This window comes from Croceitalea rosinachiae (genome assembly GCF_031846445.1).
GTDB lineage: Bacteria > Bacteroidota > Bacteroidia > Flavobacteriales > Flavobacteriaceae > Croceitalea > Croceitalea rosinachiae.
The window spans coordinates 346,162-364,331 of record NZ_JAVRHR010000001.1; the positions used below are offsets into that span (position 1 = coordinate 346,162).

At 37.2% G+C, this 18,170-nt stretch carries 14 protein-coding genes; 9 read left to right on the forward strand and 5 right to left on the reverse strand.

Annotated features, from left to right (window positions below; all coding sequences use genetic code 11):
- Nucleotides 1-80: 80 nt before the first annotated feature.
- Complete coding sequence (locus RM706_RS01540; protein ID WP_311349257.1) at nucleotides 81-3,428, forward strand: glycosyltransferase family 117 protein; 3,348 nt, start codon at nucleotides 81-83, stop codon at nucleotides 3,426-3,428.
- Nucleotides 3,429-3,493: 65 nt separating this feature from the next.
- On the opposite strand, the gene RM706_RS01545 is transcribed toward RM706_RS01540, so the two are convergent.
- The 3 genes from RM706_RS01545 to RM706_RS01555 form a co-directional block, all read right to left on the reverse strand.
- Nucleotides 3,494-3,790 carry a thioredoxin family protein gene (locus tag RM706_RS01545; protein ID WP_311349258.1) on the reverse strand — a complete coding sequence of 99 codons (297 nt, stop codon included), beginning with the start codon at nucleotides 3,788-3,790 and terminating at the stop codon, nucleotides 3,494-3,496.
- Between the two features lie 91 nt (nucleotides 3,791-3,881).
- Nucleotides 3,882-5,117, reverse strand: a complete 1,236-nt coding sequence (locus RM706_RS01550) for a metallophosphoesterase (RefSeq protein WP_311349259.1) — start codon at nucleotides 5,115-5,117, stop codon at nucleotides 3,882-3,884.
- Between the two features lie 58 nt (nucleotides 5,118-5,175).
- Nucleotides 5,176-5,898, reverse strand: a complete 723-nt coding sequence (locus RM706_RS01555) for a copper homeostasis protein CutC (protein WP_311349260.1) — start codon at nucleotides 5,896-5,898, stop codon at nucleotides 5,176-5,178.
- Nucleotides 5,899-5,939: 41 nt separating this feature from the next.
- On the opposite strand from RM706_RS01555, the gene RM706_RS01560 reads away from it, so the two are divergent.
- Both RM706_RS01560 and polA read left to right on the forward strand, forming a co-directional pair.
- A complete protein-coding gene (locus RM706_RS01560; protein ID WP_311349261.1) occupies nucleotides 5,940-6,929 on the forward strand; it encodes an isoaspartyl peptidase/L-asparaginase family protein in 990 nt (329 codons plus the stop codon).
- Between the two features lie 28 nt (nucleotides 6,930-6,957).
- Complete coding sequence (polA, locus tag RM706_RS01565; protein ID WP_311349262.1) at nucleotides 6,958-9,792, forward strand: DNA polymerase I; 2,835 nt, start codon at nucleotides 6,958-6,960, stop codon at nucleotides 9,790-9,792.
- Nucleotides 9,793-9,846: 54 nt separating this feature from the next.
- On the opposite strand, the gene RM706_RS01570 is transcribed toward polA, so the two are convergent.
- Nucleotides 9,847-10,017 (reverse strand): hypothetical protein, encoded by a 171-nt coding sequence (locus RM706_RS01570; RefSeq protein ID WP_311349263.1) that lies wholly within the window; start codon nucleotides 10,015-10,017, stop codon nucleotides 9,847-9,849.
- A 208-nt stretch (nucleotides 10,018-10,225) separates the two neighbouring features.
- Between RM706_RS01570 and RM706_RS01575 the strand changes: the two genes are divergently transcribed.
- Nucleotides 10,226-11,917: a sulfatase family protein gene (locus tag RM706_RS01575; protein WP_311349264.1), complete on the forward strand. Its 1,692-nt coding sequence runs from the start codon at nucleotides 10,226-10,228 to the stop codon at nucleotides 11,915-11,917.
- A 7-nt stretch (nucleotides 11,918-11,924) separates the two neighbouring features.
- On the opposite strand, the gene RM706_RS01580 is transcribed toward RM706_RS01575, so the two are convergent.
- The gene (locus RM706_RS01580) at nucleotides 11,925-12,371 is read right to left on the reverse strand and encodes a MarR family winged helix-turn-helix transcriptional regulator (protein ID WP_311349265.1); all 447 of its coding nucleotides are present in this window, start codon (nucleotides 12,369-12,371) and stop codon (nucleotides 11,925-11,927) included.
- 186 nt (nucleotides 12,372-12,557) lie between these two features.
- Here RM706_RS01580 and hppD point away from each other — a divergent pair, with 186 nt between their 5' ends.
- From hppD to hisC, 5 genes are all read left to right on the forward strand, one after another.
- On the forward strand, nucleotides 12,558-13,691 hold the full coding sequence (hppD, locus tag RM706_RS01585) for a 4-hydroxyphenylpyruvate dioxygenase (protein ID WP_311349266.1): 1,134 nt from the start codon (nucleotides 12,558-12,560) through the stop codon (nucleotides 13,689-13,691).
- Nucleotides 13,692-13,775: 84 nt separating this feature from the next.
- Nucleotides 13,776-14,933 carry a homogentisate 1,2-dioxygenase gene (locus tag RM706_RS01590; protein WP_311349267.1) on the forward strand — a complete coding sequence of 386 codons (1,158 nt, stop codon included), beginning with the start codon at nucleotides 13,776-13,778 and terminating at the stop codon, nucleotides 14,931-14,933.
- Between the two features lie 14 nt (nucleotides 14,934-14,947).
- Nucleotides 14,948-16,168: a fumarylacetoacetase gene (gene fahA / locus RM706_RS01595; protein WP_311349268.1), complete on the forward strand. Its 1,221-nt coding sequence runs from the start codon at nucleotides 14,948-14,950 to the stop codon at nucleotides 16,166-16,168.
- The gene (locus RM706_RS01600) at nucleotides 16,165-17,064 is read left to right on the forward strand and encodes a flavin reductase family protein (RefSeq protein ID WP_311349269.1); all 900 of its coding nucleotides are present in this window, start codon (nucleotides 16,165-16,167) and stop codon (nucleotides 17,062-17,064) included. The genes fahA and RM706_RS01600 overlap by 4 nt, the downstream gene beginning before the upstream one ends.
- Before the next feature lie 2 nt (nucleotides 17,065-17,066).
- Entirely contained in the window at nucleotides 17,067-18,164 is a 1,098-nt protein-coding gene (gene hisC / locus RM706_RS01605; protein ID WP_311349270.1) for a histidinol-phosphate transaminase, read from the forward strand.
- Nucleotides 18,165-18,170: the final 6 nt, after the last annotated feature.

Consider the following 18,170-nt stretch of genomic DNA (forward strand, 5'->3'; position numbering starts at 1 on the left):
CTGTTAAAGGTTTTTAAAAAATGGGTATGCTTCTCTGTTTTATTTGGTAAATTCGCCCCAATCAGTAAAGCACGTATTTGATGTTTGCAAAAAACTTTGAAAAATGGGACACCATTTTTGGTTGGTCAGCTTTTTCCATTGCATTGATTATCTATTTAATTACCGTTGAACCTACAGGCAGTTTTTGGGATGCCGGTGAATACATTACCACATCAGCAAAACTGCAGGTCGGTCACCCACCAGGGGCCCCATTGCTACAAATGATAGGGGCATTCTTTTCTATGTTCGCTTTTGACAATACTCAAATAGCAAGAATGGTCAATACGGTATCCGTAGTCTCAAGTGCCTTTACCATTCTGTTCATGTTTTGGACGATTACCAACCTTTCCACAAAACTCATTTCTTCAAAATCTACTATTTCAAATAGTAAAGCTATCGCCATATTTGGTTCAGGACTTGTTGGTACAATGGCCTTTACCTTTTCCGATAGTTTTTGGTTCAATGCTGTTGAAACCGAAGTATATGCCATGGCAAGTTTGATTATGGCGCTACTACTTTGGATGGGACTCAAATGGGTTGACAATTTAGACGAACCCAGAGGCAACAAATGGTTGCTGCTTATTTGCTTTGTAGTTGGCTTGACCTTCGGTATTCAATTTATGGGCTTTTTGGCCATACCCTCCATTGGATTGTTGTATTACTTCAAAAAGTATAAAAAAACTACCGTAAAGAACTTTCTAATTGCTAATGCTTTAGTCATTGGCATCCTAATGTTGGTATACAAGTTCTCTCTAACCTATGTGCTCAAACTTTTTGGTTGGAGCGAGGTATTCTTTATCAATCAGCTAGGTTTTCCATTTAACTCAGGCTCTATTATTATGGGGCTGATATTTATTGCCGTTTTTTATTTTGCACTTCGTTATACAAGAAAAAATAAGTATCACACGGCCAATACCCTAGTCTTATGTTTTATGTTTTTAATCCTTGGTTTTTCTTCTTGGCTCATGCTACCCATTCGCGCCAATTCCCAGACCGTGGTCAATGAGAACAATCCTGAAGATGCACGTTCCTTATTGGCCTATTACAACAGAGAACAATACCCGGGCGTTGAAAGTCCGTTCTATGGCGCTTACTTCTCAAATACGTTTGCAGGACCAGGTGATGATATTGATGACAAACCAAAATATGAAAAAGACGAAAAGTTAGGCAAGTACGTTGTAGTCAATAATTATAAGGACGCGATGCAAGGCCCAAACAAGAAGCATGTAGGTATTTTGCCCCGACTGTGGAGCGAACAGCATGCCGAAAACTATATGCGCTATTTTGGTCGGTTAGAATTTAAGATAAAAGCGGAATATATTTCTAACAATGAGCTTCGGGATGCCGTAAACCAATTTAAACAGCTAGATTCAGCTGGTGAGATTGATACCGAACAATACATGGAGTTCTTGCGAAGTTTTGGTGATTATATCAATATAGAACCGCCAACATTAGGTCAAAACCTAAAGTACTTGTTTGAGTTTCAATTTGGGTATATGTACATGCGTTACTTTATGTGGAATTTTGTCGGCAGACAAAATGATTTACAAGGTCGCTATGATAAGAACGGTCATTGGTTAAGTGGTATTAAAGCTATTGATGCGCTCCGTTTGGGCAGTCAAGATAACTTACCTAGCGACGTTTTGAACAATAAAGCAAGAAACACCTATTTCTTTTTACCATTGCTATTGGGTATCATCGGAATTTTGTTCCAAATTTCAAAAAATCCTAAACAGTTCTGGGCACTTTTCGTCTTTTTTATGTTTACTGGTTTTGCAATTCAATTTTACACTAATCCTTATATTTTTCAGCCTCGCGAACGCGATTATTCTTTGGTCGGTTCTTTTTACATTTTTGCTATTTGGATAGGTCTTGGTGTTTACGGACTCTTTGAGGAAGTCAAAAAACTATTGAAACCCAAACTGGCAGCACCTATTGTTACAGTGCTATGTTTGGCTGCCGTGCCTTTATTAATGGCTTTCCAAAACTGGGATGATCATGACCGCTCTGGGCGCTTCACTGCAAAATCAACCGCTAAAGCTTATTTAGATTCTTGTCAAGAAGATGTTGGAGCCATTTTATTTACTATTGGTGATAATGATACTTTTCCATTATGGTATGCACAAGATATTGAAGGTCATCGTACTGATGTGCGCATCGTTAACACCAGTCTTTTTGCTACAGATTGGTATATTGATCAAATGAAGCGAAAAGCATATGAAAGTGAGGCTATTCCTTCACAACTTATACACGACAATTACCGATATGGTTCAAGGGACGCTGTTTACTATCAAGGTATCACTGAAAGTCGTTGGAACATTAAAGACTTTATGAATTGGATTGGAAGTGATAAACCACAGACCAAGTTCAAACACTTATTTGAAAAACAAGGTCGTGATATCAGTGCATATCCTTCAAGTACACAAGAAATAGTCTATTATCCTACGAATAAAATTCGAATCCCAGTTAATAAGAAAAATGTTTTGGAAAGTGGATTGGTAAAACCAGAGGATGCTGATCTGATTTTAGATTATATTGATATTGACCTACCGGAAAGTGCCCTTCCAAAAAACCGAATATTAATGTTGGATGTTATTGCTAATAACGATTGGAAACGGCCTATCTATTTTTCAGGGGGAAGTTTTGACAAGGCAGAATATATTTGGATGAAAGAATATCTGCAGCTCGATGGTTTGGTTTATAAATTAGTGCCTATTAAAACTGAAAATGAGAGCCCTTACGAAATGGGACGTATTGATTCAGATTTAATGTATGACATTGTCAAAAAATGGGAATGGGGAAATTCTTCAAGTTCTGACATTTACCATGATACCCAAACACGTTCACAAGGCTTATCGTTTAGAGGAAACCTAGCACGATTAATGGAACAACTCATTAAAGAAGAAGAAATCGACAAAGCAAAGAATATTATTGAAATTGTTATGACCCATATGCCTTTTGAACATTACGGCTTTTATACTTTTGTTGAGCCCTATGTAGATGGTTATTATAAAGTTGGCGAGCAACAGAAAGCACGCGAACTTTTTGAAAAGCTCAAAAGAGTATATCAAGAGCGCTTATTATACTATTCAGGTGTGCCAAGGGATGAACAATATGAACAAATTGAAGCTATTTTGGGCGATATGGAAGCCTATCGCAGAAACATAGATATTTTAATTCGCAATGAAGATCGTGAACTAGCCGAAAAGGAAACCCTAATATTCAATGAATACATAGATAAATTCTCCAACTTTATCGGTGAAGAAGATCGAGAATATTTGAGTGAACCAAATGTTATTGATCCTGACCTTCACGATTCTGTGTCGCTAGATAGTATGCCTTTAGACACGGTTCCTGTTGTTGAAGACAGTTTATTCGTCGAAGAATAAAAACCAGTTTCAGGGTAATAATTATCAAAAGTGATAAATCACATTATCTGGATGGGAGCCAAATACTAGGTATATTCGTTAAGAATACCGATTAAGGTATTAGCATCTTGCTCTCCGCTTTGACGCCAAACCATTTCTCCTTTTTTGTAAATCATTAGGGTAGGCAAGCCCTTGATTCGCAGGGCTTGAGAAAGCTCTTTGTTTTTGTCAACATCAATTTTAATGACCTTGCCTTTGTCGCCAAGTGCTGCGGCTACATCTCTTAACACAGCATGCATTGAAGTTGATTGTTCGTTCCAGTCCGCATAGAAGTCTAACAATACTGGAATGGTTAAGTCAATAAGTTCGCCAAATTTCGACATTGTAAATAGGTTATTTTACATGTCAAAAGTAAGAAAAAATGTTAAAGTAATACATCAAGTCAAGCCTTTACACAACTGATTTGGGTTAAATTCACGTTAAACCTTTCTTTTTTAAGGTAATGACTGAAATTTCTGGCCAGATTCCAACACGTCCCGGATAACCTATAAAACCAAACCCGCGGTTAACGTTTATGTATTGGTCCATTTCTTTATAAATTCCTGCCCAATATTTATAACGCCATTTTACAGGACTCCATTTAATCCATCCAGGAATTTCTACCCCAAACTGCATCCCATGTGTATGCCCACTTAAAGTCAAATGAAAATGGTAATCATCATTGACAACGACATCTTCCCAATGCGATGGGTCGTGACTCATTAAAATTTTAAAGTCTTCTTTTGCAATCCCGACTTTTGCACGTTCTAGGTCTCCAGCTTTTTTAAAACCCCCTCTACCCCAATTTTCAACTCCAACCAAGGCAATTTTCTGCCCATTACGCTCCAAATAACGATGCGAATCAAGAATCAAGTCAAAGCCAATCTCTTTTTGCAAGTTTTTTAAATCAATCAGATTCTGTGCTTTTGCTGCTTCACTTTCCCACTGCGTGTAATCGCCATAATCATGATTTCCTAATATAGAGAAAACACCATCCTTAGCCTCTAATTTGGAGAAAACACCTTTCCAAGGCTCCATTTCAATAGCCTTATCATTGACTAAATCTCCAGTAAACAAAATGACATCACTTTGTTGCTTATTAACCAAATCAATACCATAGGTTACTTTTTCGTGATTGTCAAAACTACCGCTGTGCACATCGGAGATTTGTGTTATTTGATAACCATTAAAGGCCTCTGGCAAGTCATCAAATTCCAACTCATATTTGAGCACCTTATAATTGTATTTTCCCTTATACATTCCATACAGCAAGGCACCAAAGGGCAGGGCCGCTATGCCCAATCCAATAGCACTAATAAATTTCCTTCTTGAAGGAAAGTATTTAGTATTGCTTTCAGATAGACCTACTACTTTATGATATCCTAAAGTAAAAAGTCTCACCACGTCTTCTAATAACAAGAAAAAACCTAAAAACAGTGCTAGCAGAAAGAATGAAAAAAATATACCTCCAGCAATTGAAATGGCCCCTCGCACTCCATCACCTGGCGCATAATTAAGTACCCTGATGACCAAGTTTATCCATGCAGAAAAGAATAGAACAGCATATAAAATTTGAACCCAAGAGCTCTTAAATAAGGTTTTGTAGCCCTGAAAACCATAAATTGCTAAGATGATATACAGAATAGAAAGAATGGTGAGAAACCGAGCCATAACTAATTTTTTGTAAAGGTATTTGTTTAAAGTGACAAGTAATTTTTACTTATCATCATCATTTAATTACTTGAACTATCTGACGAACAATACGATCATTTGTTACGGCTATTTCATTTTCTACCAAATGCCTTTGAGAATTCATAGAAATTTTATCTTGAATAGCGACTTCATTCGTAAATGTGGTCCCCGAGCAATGTATAGCTTTAAAACCTGCTTCTTTAAAATTCATTACATTTTCAAAGTTAACCCCACTTCCAGGCATTATCGTAACGGAAGTCGACCAATCATTTAATTCTTTTAAGTGCTCCAATCCTTTTTCAGCGGTTAGCTGGGCACCTGATGTAAGTATCGTATCTACCCCTATTTCCTCTAACATTTCTAGGGCTTTTTGCTGATTAGGAATCCAGTCGAAAGCCCGGTGAAATGTAAAATGGAATGACTTTGTTTTTTCAACCAATTGTCTTGTCTTATGTATATCCAAAAGATTATTTGCATTTAGTGCTCCAGAAACAATCCCATCAATTCCTATTTCTTTACAAACCTCAATATTGCTAAGTAAAACTTCAAACTCAGTATCTGAATAGGTAAAATGGCCGCTACGGGGTCGAAGCAAAACATGTATTGGAATTTCTAATCTTTGTTTTACCAATTTAATTAAACCATATGAAGGGGTTATACCGCCAACACCCAATTCAGAACATAGTTCAATTCGATCAGCACCGGCCTTTTCGGCGTTCAGCGCAGATTCTAGTGAATTACAACAAACTTCAAGAAGCATATTATTATATTTAATCTAGATTAAAATTAAACAACCCATCCATGCAAAGACGAAATTTCCTCAAAAAATCGGGACTTACTACGGTAGGGCTTCTTTCAGCTCCTGTTCTCACTTCATGTAAAACAGAAGATAGAAAAGAGGTTAGCACTATTGTTCAAGCCTCATTAAAACCAATTGTAATTGCCACGTGGAATGTTCCCAATTCTACTGCCAAAGCATGGCAGGTTTTAGAAAAAGGCGGAAACGCCCTTGATGCCGTGGAAGCTGGCGTCAAAATGGAAGAAGCGGATGTCAATAACCAATCCGTAGGTAAAGGTGGACGACCAGACCGTGATGGCAACGTTACCTTAGATGCCTGTATTATGGACTCCAAAGGAAATTGTGGCGCCGTTGTTTACATGCAAAATATCACTCATGCCGTTTCAGTAGCTCGTAAGGTAATGGAAGACACTCCTCATGTGATGCTGGCAGGAAAAGGAGCGGAGCAGTTTGCTTATGAAAAAGGTTTTCCCAAAGAAAATCTATTGACCGAAAAATCAAAAACTGAGTGGCTGGAATGGAAAAAAGAAGCTAAGTATGCTCCTGTTATCAATATTGAAAATCATGATACTATTGGCATGTTGGCAATTGATGAAAATGGAGATATTTCTGGCGCCTGCACAACCAGTGGAATGGCCTATAAAATGGCTGGACGTGTCGGTGATTCTCCAGTTATTGGCTCTGGTCTTTTTGTGGACAATGAAATTGGAGGCGCTACGGCAACAGGCCAAGGAGAAGAAATTGTTAAAACAGTGGGTAGTTTTTTGGTTGTAGAATTGATTCGGCAGGGTCGATCGCCACAAGAGGCTTGTAAAGAGGCAGTCAATCGTATCATCAAAAATGACCCCAATTATAAAGATATTCAAGTGGGATATATCGCAATCAATAAAAATGGAGAAACTGGCGGGTATTGTATCCATCCAGGGTTTAGTTATCGTGTATATTCTGAAAAAGGACATGATAATATAGAATCAAATTCCTACCTTTCATAACCCTATTTTTATTTCAAATTTTTAGATAATGCCTGACCAAAAAAGACTTTTTCTTCTTGACGCCTATGCTTTAATTTTTCGTGGTTATTATGCGTTGATAAAAAATCCTCGAATCAATTCTAAAGGCATGGATACAAGTGCCATCATGGGTTTTGTAAATTCTCTTTTTGATGTCATCAAGCGTGAGAATCCAGATTATTTAGCTGTAGCTTTTGACAAAGGAGGTAGTGTGGAGCGCACGGAGCTTTTTGAGGAGTATAAAGCCAATAGAGACGAAACACCTGATGCCATAAAAATTGCAGTGCCTTATATTCAAGACATTTTAAAGGCATTAAAAATTCCAATTGTAGAATTGCCTGGCTACGAAGCGGATGATTTAATTGGCACGATTGCAAAACAGGCCGAAAAAGAAAATTACAAGGTCTTTATGGTGACCCCTGACAAAGATTTTGGACAATTGGTCTCAGAAAATATTTTCATGTATCGCCCTGCTCGTATGGGTAATGGTATTGAAATATGGGGTATTCCCGAAATCCAAAAACGCTTTGGCGTAGAGCGACCTGAGCAAGTAATTGACTATTTAGGCATGATGGGTGATGCCAGTGATAATATTCCTGGACTACCAGGGGTTGGCGATAAAACTGCCAAAAAATTCTTGGAGCAATTTGGCGATATGGAAGGACTTTTAGCCAATACCGACCAGCTTAAGGGAAAAATGAAAGAAAAGGTAGAAGAAAATGCTGAGCTGGGCCGGTTATCACGAAAGCTAGCAGAAATCAAGCTAGATTGTGATGTTACTTTTAAAGCCGATGATTATGAAATGTGTGAGCCAGATTCTGCTAAAGTTCAAGAGATTTTTGAAGAACTTGAATTTAGAAGATTAAAAGAACAGTTTATCAAAATATTTTCTGAAGAAGTTGAGGTTTCATCAGAAGAAACTGTTAGACAAGCTCCGAAGAAAGAATCTAGTGCGGCCGGTAGCGGCCAATTCTCGTTATTTGGCGGTGACCCTTCTGAGGCTCCTTCAACGATTAAAGATGTAAATAGTAGAAATAAAATCGGCGAAGTTTCACATTTCTATCAGCTTATTCAACCAGGCTTGGCAACAGAATTATTTCTCAAAAAACTGATGCAACAATCATCGGTCTGTTTTGATACAGAAACCACTTCCATAAATCCTTTGAAAGCAGAACTGGTCGGTATTGCTTTTAGTTGGGAAGCTGGAAAGGGTTTTTATATCCCTTTTCCGGAAGAAAAAGATAAGGCAACCGAATTGATTGAACTGCTCCGCCCCTTCTTTGCATCAGAAACCATAGAAAAAATTGGTCAAAACCTAAAGTATGACGTCAAGGTCATGCAGAATCATGGCATTCTGGTAAAAGGCAAACTTTTTGATACCATGTTGGCACATTATCTTATCAACCCAGATATGCGCCATAATATGGATGTACTATCAGAAACATACTTGAATTATACCCCAGTTTCTATAACTGAACTTATTGGCAAAAAAGGAAAGAACCAATTGAGTATTCGCGATGTTCCATTAGAAAAACAAACGGAATATGCCGTTGAAGACGCTGATGTAACCTGGCAACTGGCAAAACATTTTAGACCAGAACTTGCTGAAGCAAAAACAGAGAAATTGTTTGAAGATATTGAAGTGCCTTTACTACGCGTTTTAGCAGACATGGAAACTGAAGGAATAAACCTGGATAAAGAGTTTCTAAACTCCCTTTCGGAAGATTTAGAAAGCGATATTAAAAACCTTGAACAGGGTATTTATGATGCCGCAGGTACAACTTTCAACATTGGTTCTCCAAAACAATTAGGTGAAATTCTTTTTGATAAAATGAAGCTCGTAGATAAACCCAAAAAGACAAAAACAGGACAATATTCCACCGCGGAAGATGTGCTGTCTTATTTGGCCAAAGATCATGATATCATTCAAAATGTTCTGAACTATCGTGGTCTTACAAAACTTAAAAGCACTTATGTTGATGCCTTGCCAGAGCAGATTGAGACTAAATCTGGTCGTGTACATACCGATTATATGCAAACCGTTGCAGCTACAGGCAGATTGAGCAGTAACAATCCCAATTTGCAAAACATCCCAATACGAACCGAACGCGGGCGACAGGTTAGAAAAGCATTTGTACCGCGAGATGAAAATTATGTATTATTGGCGGCTGATTATTCTCAAATAGAATTGCGGATCATTGCAGCCTTAAGCGAAGAAGATACCATGATTGAGGCATTTAAAAACGGAATGGACATTCATGCTTCTACTGCTTCAAAAGTATTTAATGTGCCTATAGAAGAAGTTACACGAGAGCAACGGAGCAATGCAAAAACGGTGAATTTCGGAATCATTTATGGTGTTTCGGCCTTTGGATTGAGCAATCAAACCGATTTAACCCGAGCGGAATCCAAGGAGCTTATTGAAACCTATTACAAAACATATCCAAAGCTTCGTAACTATATGAGCGAGCAAGTAGATTTTGCTCGTGATAATGGTTATGTTCAGACCGTTTTAGGGCGTCGTAGATATTTAAAGGATATCAATGCAGGAAACCAAGTGGTACGTGGGGCAGCAGAACGAAACGCTGTAAACGCCCCCATACAAGGAAGTGCTGCGGATATCATTAAAATTGCAATGATAAACATCCATAAAAAATTAGCTGAGGGTGATTATAAAACCAAAATGTTACTACAAGTACATGATGAACTGGTTTTTGATTGCTACAAGCCCGAATTAGAAGAAATGAAACACCTTATCAAGTCTGAAATGGAAAACGCTTATAAAATGGCCGTTCCTTTAGATGTTGAAGTTGGGGTTGGCGAAAATTGGCTAGAGGCACATTAAAATCAAAAAAGGCACCTTACCAGGTGCCTTTCATATACAATTGTTCGTTTTTTGTTACCAACCAAAGGCTAACCTAAACTTTGGTTTTCTCTCTTTTTTTATCTTTTGTCTTTCTATTTGATTCTCTTGATTTCTCAATCTTGCTTCTTGTTCAAAATGCGCAAACATTTCCATTGAAAATGGAGCAGCCTGCCAAACACTTGGGTAATGTTTTAACTTTTTCATATTGAAATAATTTTCAATTAATTACTATACAAAATTCTACTAATCAGAACCCTCTTAAAACAACATATTTTTCCGATTTCTATGCTATTTTACCCCAAAGTCTAATTTTTAAGAAGTCCTTAAGATAATTATGTTTAGAATTGGGTCAAAGCCTCATTTAAAATGATGGGCTAACATTTTAAGTTTTCTTATATTTATTAAAAACGTTTTGAAACATTTTTTGCTCTTTTTATTCGTAGTCTTGGCCCTCTCTGGATGTAAAAAAGCGGACAGGACATTGTCCCAAAATAAAATTTCTAAAATACGTAACCCTCAGCTCGAGTTTCAACCAAATATTTTATGGATAGTCGCGGAAGACCAAAGCCCAAATGTTCCAGCTTTTGGAGATAGTTCCATCGTTACACCAACACTTAATAGATTAGCAAAAGAAGGGGTATGCTATGATAATTTCTTTAGCCCCCATCCGGTATGCGCACCAGCCAGAGCAGCTATTATCACAGGAATGTATGCCAATAGTATTGGTGCGAGCCATATGCGCACGGGGCCGTGGTTTAATGATTCCATGACTAAAGAGGCCATTAATTCGTATAAAGCATTACCTGATGGAAATATTCCCTACGAAGCAGTTCCTCCAGCAGAAGTCAAAATGTTTACAGAATACCTTCGTGCCTCAGGTTATTATTGTACGAATAACAGTAAAGAAGATTACCAGTTTGTAAGAACAATGACTTCATGGGACGAAAGCAGTAAAACAGGGCATTGGCGAAACCGACCAAAAAACAAGCCCTTTTTTTCGATATTTAATATTGGAGTTACCCACGAATCACAAATTTGGGCGAAAGCAAAAGATTCCCTCTTGGTAGATAAAGATTTAGAAGTGCCTGTTCCACCTTATTTACCGGATACAAAAATCGGAAGAAAAGATGTTCGAAGAATGTATTCAAACATCTTAGAGATGGATACTAAGGTTGGCAAAATACTTTACGAACTAGAAGAAGATGGCTTGCTAGATAGTACCATTGTCGTTTGGTATACGGATCATGGAGGACCATTACCAAGGCAAAAACGTATGCTCTATGATAGCGGTACTAAAGTTCCAATGATTATAAGGTTTCCAAGCGCAGAATTTGCAGGACAGCGTGATGACCGAATGATCAGCTTTATTGATTTGGCCCCGACCATGCTCTCTTTGGTTAAAATTAATTTACCAAAACACATGCAGGGTACTGCTTTTTTAGGGAGTTATATTCGGGAAGAAGAGCCACAATATGTTTTTGGAGCGGCTGACCGGTTTGATGAGTTTTCAGATAAAATCCGCTCTGTACGTGATAAACAGTTCAAATATATTAAGAACTATGAACCAAGTAAACCTTTATACACAGACGTGGCCTATAGAAAGCAGATGCCGATTATGCAAGAGTTATTATTTCTTAAAGAGAACCATCAACTTACACCAGAGCAGGCTTTATGGTTTCATCAACCAAAACCTAAAGAAGAACTATACGATATCATTAATGACCCCTTTGAATTAAATAATCTGGCGGAGAGTGCCGATCACAAAACCAAACTTTCTGAATTGAAAAAAGTCTTGGAAACATGGGTAACAAACATAAATGACAAAGGACTAAGAACTGAACAAGAATTAATTGAGTCTTTTTGGCCTCAAGGAATTCAGCCTAAAACTCAGAAACCAAATTTTGAATATTTAAATGGCTTACTCAAAATAAATTGCGCCACAAATGGAGCATCAGTAGGCTATCGTTTTATAGACGAAAAGAATAAAACTTCAACGAGTTGGAAAATATATAGCAAACCTATTAAAATTGATAGCTTAAAAAGGCTTGAAGCCAGGGCACATCGCCTAGGATATCAAAGAAGTAAGATAGCATCTTTTAACTAAGGCTCACTTAGATATCCGAGTAGTTTTCGCCAATTTGATCCAGAACTTTTAAAAAAACCTCAAATTCTAAAACATCCAAACCCTTAATAGCCTGGCTTCTAAGTAGATTAGCATTGGGTTCAATCAAAGCAATGATTTCTTTTCCTTCAAACGTAAGCTCTAACTTAAATCGTTTTAAATCGCCTTCAAATCGCGTTTTAGTAATCCAACTTTTATTTTCTAGTTTACCGATTACTCTAGACGTAGTCGCCCTATTCCTAAAATTAGATTTTACAATATCTGACTGCGAAGCGTCCTCTCCCATTTGATAAATACGATATAGTATAACCCACTGCTCTATGGTAAGATCCAACTGCAACTCTTGAAACTTTCGTAAATAAGCATCTTGCACTTTTCTTAATACTAAGTCTAAGTGCAACCCTATTCCAGAAATTTCGTCAATTTGATGAAGCATAGCCAATTATTGTCATTTAGAAATGAGCTAAGCGATTGAGAAATCTCAATTTTAGATTTCTCGCATCCGCTCGAAATGACATTTTTTTGTTTCAAATTTAATTTAAACACTCTTTGGTATTCCAAAAATACTTATTTTTGTTGCATTAACAACAATAATTATCAAAACGATTTAAAATCACATAAAATGGAAACGATTATTTTGCCCAAATTACATGATAATGCAAAAGATTTTATGCCCATCAATGGCACAGATTATTTGGAGTTGTATGTGGGCAATTCAAAGCAAGCAGCCCATTTTTATAAAACTGCATTTGGTTTTCAATCTTTTGCCTATGCTGGTTTGCAAACCGGTTTAAAAGACCGCGAAAGTTATGTTGTCATTCAAGATAAAATTCGACTGGTGTTAACTTCTCCTCTTAAAAGCGGCACAGAAATTGGCAAACATATTGACAAACATGGCGATGGTGTAAAAGTTGTAGCCCTTTGGGTAGATGATGCAACTTATGCTTATGAAACCGCAGTTTCTAAAGGCGCAAAATCATATATGGAACCTATTTCTGAAGAAGATGAGAACGGAAAAGTAGTTCGAGCAGGTATTTACACTTACGGAGAAACAGTTCATATTTTTGTAGAACGAAAAGACTACAAGGGCACTTTTCTACCTGGTTATGAAGCTTGGGAAACACCTGATTTTAACCCCACTCCAACGGGACTCAAATATGTTGACCATATGGTTGGTAACGTAGGTTGGGATCGTATGAATTATTGGGTGGATTTTTACGAAAAGGTAATGGGTTTCGTCAATATTCTATCTTTTGACGATAATGATATTTCCACCGAGTATACTGCTCTTATGAGTAAGGTAATGAGTAATGGCAATGGAAGGATAAAATTCCCTATTAATGAGCCAGCCGAAGGTGCAAAAAAATCTCAAGTAGAAGAGTATTTAGATTTTTACGAAGGTGAGGGTGTACAGCATATCGCAGTTGCCACAGATGATATTATACAAACCGTTCGAGATTTAAAAAGCCGTGGTATTGAGTTTTTAACTATTCCCGATACCTATTATGATGCAGTTACTGATCGAGTTGGTAAAATTGATGAAGATATTGCTCCATTAAAAGAGCTAGGGATTTTGGTTGACCGTGATGATGAGGGGTATTTACTTCAGATTTTTACTAGACCTATTGAACCAAGACCCACTATGTTCTTCGAAATTATTCAAAGAAAAGGCGCACAATCGTTTGGAAAAGGTAACTTTAAAGCACTCTTTGAAGCTATTGAGCTAGAGCAAGAGTTAAGAGGTACTTTGCATTAATCAAGTTTAGAGTTCAGAGTAATAAGTACAGAGTTTGCCGTACATCGTTTTACTCATAACTCCTAATTCAAAAACTAAAAAAAAATGCCGATTTATCATAAACTCGGGCAATTCCCACAGAAGCGACATACCCAATTCACCAAACCCGATGGTAGTTTATATTATGAGCAGCTATTTGGCACAATTGGTTTTGATGGCATGTCATCTTTGCTATATCATGTCCATCGTCCAACCCAAGTAAAGGAAATTACAGAGGCAATTGATGTAAATCCTAAAATAGCGGAGGCCAAACATATTAAATCTAGAAAATTAATTGGTTTTGATGTGGTACCAAAAGACGATTTTCTAGAGTCGAGAGAGTCAATGTTAGTGAATAATGACATTCATATTGGATTGGCAGCACCTAAAAAATCAATGACTTCTTATTTTTATAAGAATTCTGACGCCGATGAGATGTTATTTATTCATAAAGGTACTGGAACCCTCAAAACATTTTTGGGTAATATTCCTTTTGAATATGGTGATTATTTGATTATTCCACGTGGAATGATTTATCAAGTTGAATTTGATACTGAGGATAATCGTATTTTATACGCGGAGTCATTCCATCCTATTTATACACCTAAACGTTACCGAAATTGGTTTGGTCAATTATTGGAACACTCTCCTTTTTGCGAGCGCGATTATAAACTACCACAAGATTTACAAACCCATGATGAAAAAGGCGAGTTTGTAATGAAAATCAAAAAACAAGGAATGCTTCATCACTTGGTATACGCTTCCCATCCATTTGACGTCGTAGGGTGGGATGGTTACAACTATCCATATGCATTTTCAATACATAATTTTGAACCCATAACGGGTCGCGTGCACCAGCCGCCACCCATGCATCAAACTTTCGAAACTAGTGCTTTTGTGATTTGCTCGTTTTGTCCGCGATTGTATGATTACCATCCAAAGTCAATCCCTGCACCATATAACCACAGCAATATTGACTCTGATGAAATGTTATACTACGTTGACGGGGATTTTATGAGCAGAACAGGTATTGGCCCTGGTTATATTTCTTTGCATCCTGCTGGAATTCCACATGGTCCGCACCCAGGAACTTACGAAGCAAGTATTGGCAAAAAAGAAACTGAGGAATTAGCCGTTATGATTGACACTTTTAAACCATTGCAATTGACTGAAAATGCTATGAAAATTGATGATGGCAAATATTACAAATCTTGGATAGAATAAAACCTTAAACTTTAATGATAATAAACATACCAGAAAACTCAGATTTTTCAATACATAATATTCCCTTTGGAATATTCTCTACAGAAGAAAGAAGTCCACGAGCTGGAGTTGCTATTGGAGACCATATTTTAGATTTGGCAGCTGTTGCGGAATTAGATGTCTTTGATTTCAATACTGCAGTTTTTGAAAAAGAGACCTTAAATGACTTTATTTCCCTTGGAAAAAGTATTACTAAAAAGGTACGACGTGATATTCAACTTTGGTTAGAAAATGAGCATTCTGTTCTTGCAGGAAAACCTGAACTTTTTGTAAAACAGTCCGATGCTCAAATGCATATGCCCGTTTATGTTGGTGATTACACCGATTTCTATTCAAGTATAGAGCATGCCACTAATGTTGGTAAAATGTTTCGTGACCCAGAAAATGCTTTACTACCAAATTGGAAACATATTCCTGTGGGGTACCATGGTAGAGCAAGTTCAATCGTTGTCAGTGGAGTACCTGTTCATAGACCAAAGGGGCAAACGATTCCCAATGACTCAAAGCAACCAATTTTTGGACCCTCGCAACGCGTAGATTTTGAATTGGAAATGGGCTTTATCACAGGAAAGAACACAAATCTGGGAGATACAATTTCGACAGAACAAGCAGATGATTATATATTCGGATTGGTTTTATTCAATGATTGGTCGGCCCGCGATATTCAAAAATGGGAATACGTGCCACTAGGACCTTTCTTAGCAAAGAATTTCGCCTCCCACATTTCTCCTTGGATAGTAACTCTAGAAGCTTTAGAACCTTTTACTGTTTCAGGGCCAAAACAAGAACCTGAAGTTCTTCCCTATTTAAAATATCAAGGTAATAAAAACTATGATATCAATTTAGAAGTAGGCATTACTCCTGAAGGAAGCGATGAACAGACGGTTTGCCGTTCTAATTTTAAATATATGTATTGGAACATGGTACAACAGTTAGCACATCATACGGTCAATGGTTGTAATATCAATATTGGTGATTTATATGGTTCAGGCACCATTTCAGGTAAAGATGAAAACTCTTATGGCTCTATGTTAGAATTAGCATGGATGGGAAGCAAACCGTTAAAAATGAAAGATGGCAGCGAGCGTAAATTTATTAATGATGGTGATACTGTTACTATGAGAGGCTTTGCTGAAAAAGATGGAAAAAGAGTTGGATTTGGTGAAGTTTCAGCAAAAATACTTCCTGCCAAATGATAAAGACAATAGATCCAACCCAAATTTCACAGCCAGAGTTACACAGTATTCTCTTAACTGCTGTGGCGCCAAGGCCAATATGCTTTGCAAGTACTATTGATAAGGCCGGAAATGTAAATTTAAGTCCGTTCAGTTATTTTAATGTATTCAGCTCCAATCCTCCAATATTGGTTTTTTCACCTGCTCGAAGTGGTCATGATAATTCTTTAAAGCATTCGCATAAGAATGTAAAAGAAGTACCTGAAGTGGTTATAAATATTGTAAATCATGCAATGGTGGAGCAAATGTCGTTATCAAGTACTGCCTATGAAAAGGGAGTTAATGAATTCGTAAAAGCTGGGTTTACTGAAGTTGCGAGTGAAATTGTAACGCCCCCAAGAGTTGGTGAGGCACCTGTTGCTTTTGAATGTTCGGTCACAGAGATAATCGAATTGGCCGATACCCCTGGTGCTGGAAATCTTATTCTGTGTAACGTGGAAAAAATCCATATTAACCAATACTATTACACAGATAATCAATTAGATACTAAAAAATTAGACTTAGTTGGCCGTATGGGTGGAAGTTGGTACACGCGCTCCAATGGAGATTCCTTATTTGAAATACCGAAGCCTATTCGTACCAAAGGCATTGGTATTGATGCACTACCAAAAGGTATTCAAGAAAGTGAAATACTTACCGGAAATAATTTAGGCCGATTAGGAAATTTAGAAGCCTTGCCTTCTCAATCAGCTATTGAAGCAATTGCCGAAGATGATGAACTAAGAATGCTCGCTAAAAAAGTAAGTGCTAATACCGCCGAACACAAAAAACAATTGCATTGGTTAGCACAACGTATTTTAGAAGAAGGAGACACTGTAAAAGCCATCATCATTTTATTATATGCTGAGAATTTATAACCATGAGCAAGATTGAATCTATTTTCAAATCGTGCCTAGAGCCAAAAGAAGTATATAAGGGTGGGAAAAACATTCCTGCTTCCAATAAAAAACTATACAAACTCTCTTCAAATGAAAATCCTTTAGGAGCTTCCCCTAAAGCAGTGGCCGCTATAAAAAAAGCTGCGGAAAATATAGACTTGTATCCTGACCAAACTGATATTCGATTGCGTGAAGCATTAGTACAAGATTTTGATGGTCAATTAGCTGCAGACCAGTTCATTTGCGGAAATAGCGGTTCGGAGCTAATTGATATGTTACTACGAGCTTTTATTAATGAAAATGACGAGGTCATTTACTCAAACCCCTGTTTTCTTCCTTACTCGGTTTTTTCAAGATGGTATGGAGCGAAGCTAATTGATATTCCTCTTACCAATCCTAATTATCATTTAGATACAGAAGGAATTCTTAATGCCATAACCGACAAAACCAAGATCATTTTTTTAACAAGTCCTAATAATCCAACAGGAACTTATATTCCTAGATCTGTTTTAGATGATTTTTTATCTCGAATTCCAAAAAATGTAATAGTTGTTTTTGATGAAGTCTATCGGCATTTCGCAGATGCTGAAGACTATATAACTGCATTACCTTATGTAAAAGCAGGTCACAATATAATTGCCATTAATAGCTTTTCAAAAACCTACGGTTTAGCCGGGCAACGCATTGGATATTGTTATACCACCTCAACAATTGCCAATTATATAAGACAAATACACAAACCCTTTTTGCTGCCAATTACATCCATTGAGGCAGCAATTGGCGCATTAAATGATAAAGGTTTTGTAGAAGAAACTGTAAAAACTGTTAAGGAAGGTAGAGCATATTTATCCTCAGAGTTTGACAAACTAGGTATCACGTATTGGCCAACTCAAGGAAATTTCTTTATTGTTGATCCTCCACTGCCTGAAATAGAATTCGCCAATAAATTAATGGAACAAGGTATTATGGTAAGACCAGTTTCACAATTTGGTGCCCCTGGTAAGGTTAGAATCACTGTTGGAAATCAAGAGGCCAATCATGCATTGATACAAGCTTTGGAAAAAATAAAGCCCGATTAATTCGGG

Bases quoted from the DNA above. Each gene is read 5' to 3' on its own strand.
- RM706_RS01560 (WP_311349261.1), top strand. From the start codon at position 5,940: ATGCAAAGACGAAATTTCCTCAAAAAATCGGGACTTACTACGGTAGGG.
- fahA (WP_311349268.1), top strand. From the start codon at position 14,948: ATGATAATAAACATACCAGAAAACTCAGATTTTTCAATACATAATATT.
- RM706_RS01590 (WP_311349267.1), top strand. From the start codon at position 13,776: ATGCCGATTTATCATAAACTCGGGCAATTCCCACAGAAGCGACATACC.
- RM706_RS01570 (WP_311349263.1), bottom strand. From the start codon at position 10,017: ATGAAAAAGTTAAAACATTACCCAAGTGTTTGGCAGGCTGCTCCATTT.
- RM706_RS01555 (WP_311349260.1), bottom strand. From the start codon at position 5,898: ATGCTTCTTGAAGTTTGTTGTAATTCACTAGAATCTGCGCTGAACGCC.
- hisC (WP_311349270.1), top strand. From the start codon at position 17,067: ATGAGCAAGATTGAATCTATTTTCAAATCGTGCCTAGAGCCAAAAGAA.
- RM706_RS01540 (WP_311349257.1), top strand. From the start codon at position 81: ATGTTTGCAAAAAACTTTGAAAAATGGGACACCATTTTTGGTTGGTCA.
- polA (WP_311349262.1), top strand. From the start codon at position 6,958: ATGCCTGACCAAAAAAGACTTTTTCTTCTTGACGCCTATGCTTTAATT.
- RM706_RS01545 (WP_311349258.1), bottom strand. From the start codon at position 3,790: ATGTCGAAATTTGGCGAACTTATTGACTTAACCATTCCAGTATTGTTA.
- RM706_RS01600 (WP_311349269.1), top strand. From the start codon at position 16,165: ATGATAAAGACAATAGATCCAACCCAAATTTCACAGCCAGAGTTACAC.
- RM706_RS01550 (WP_311349259.1), bottom strand. From the start codon at position 5,117: ATGGCTCGGTTTCTCACCATTCTTTCTATTCTGTATATCATCTTAGCA.
- RM706_RS01580 (WP_311349265.1), bottom strand. From the start codon at position 12,371: ATGCTTCATCAAATTGACGAAATTTCTGGAATAGGGTTGCACTTAGAC.
- hppD (WP_311349266.1), top strand. From the start codon at position 12,558: ATGGAAACGATTATTTTGCCCAAATTACATGATAATGCAAAAGATTTT.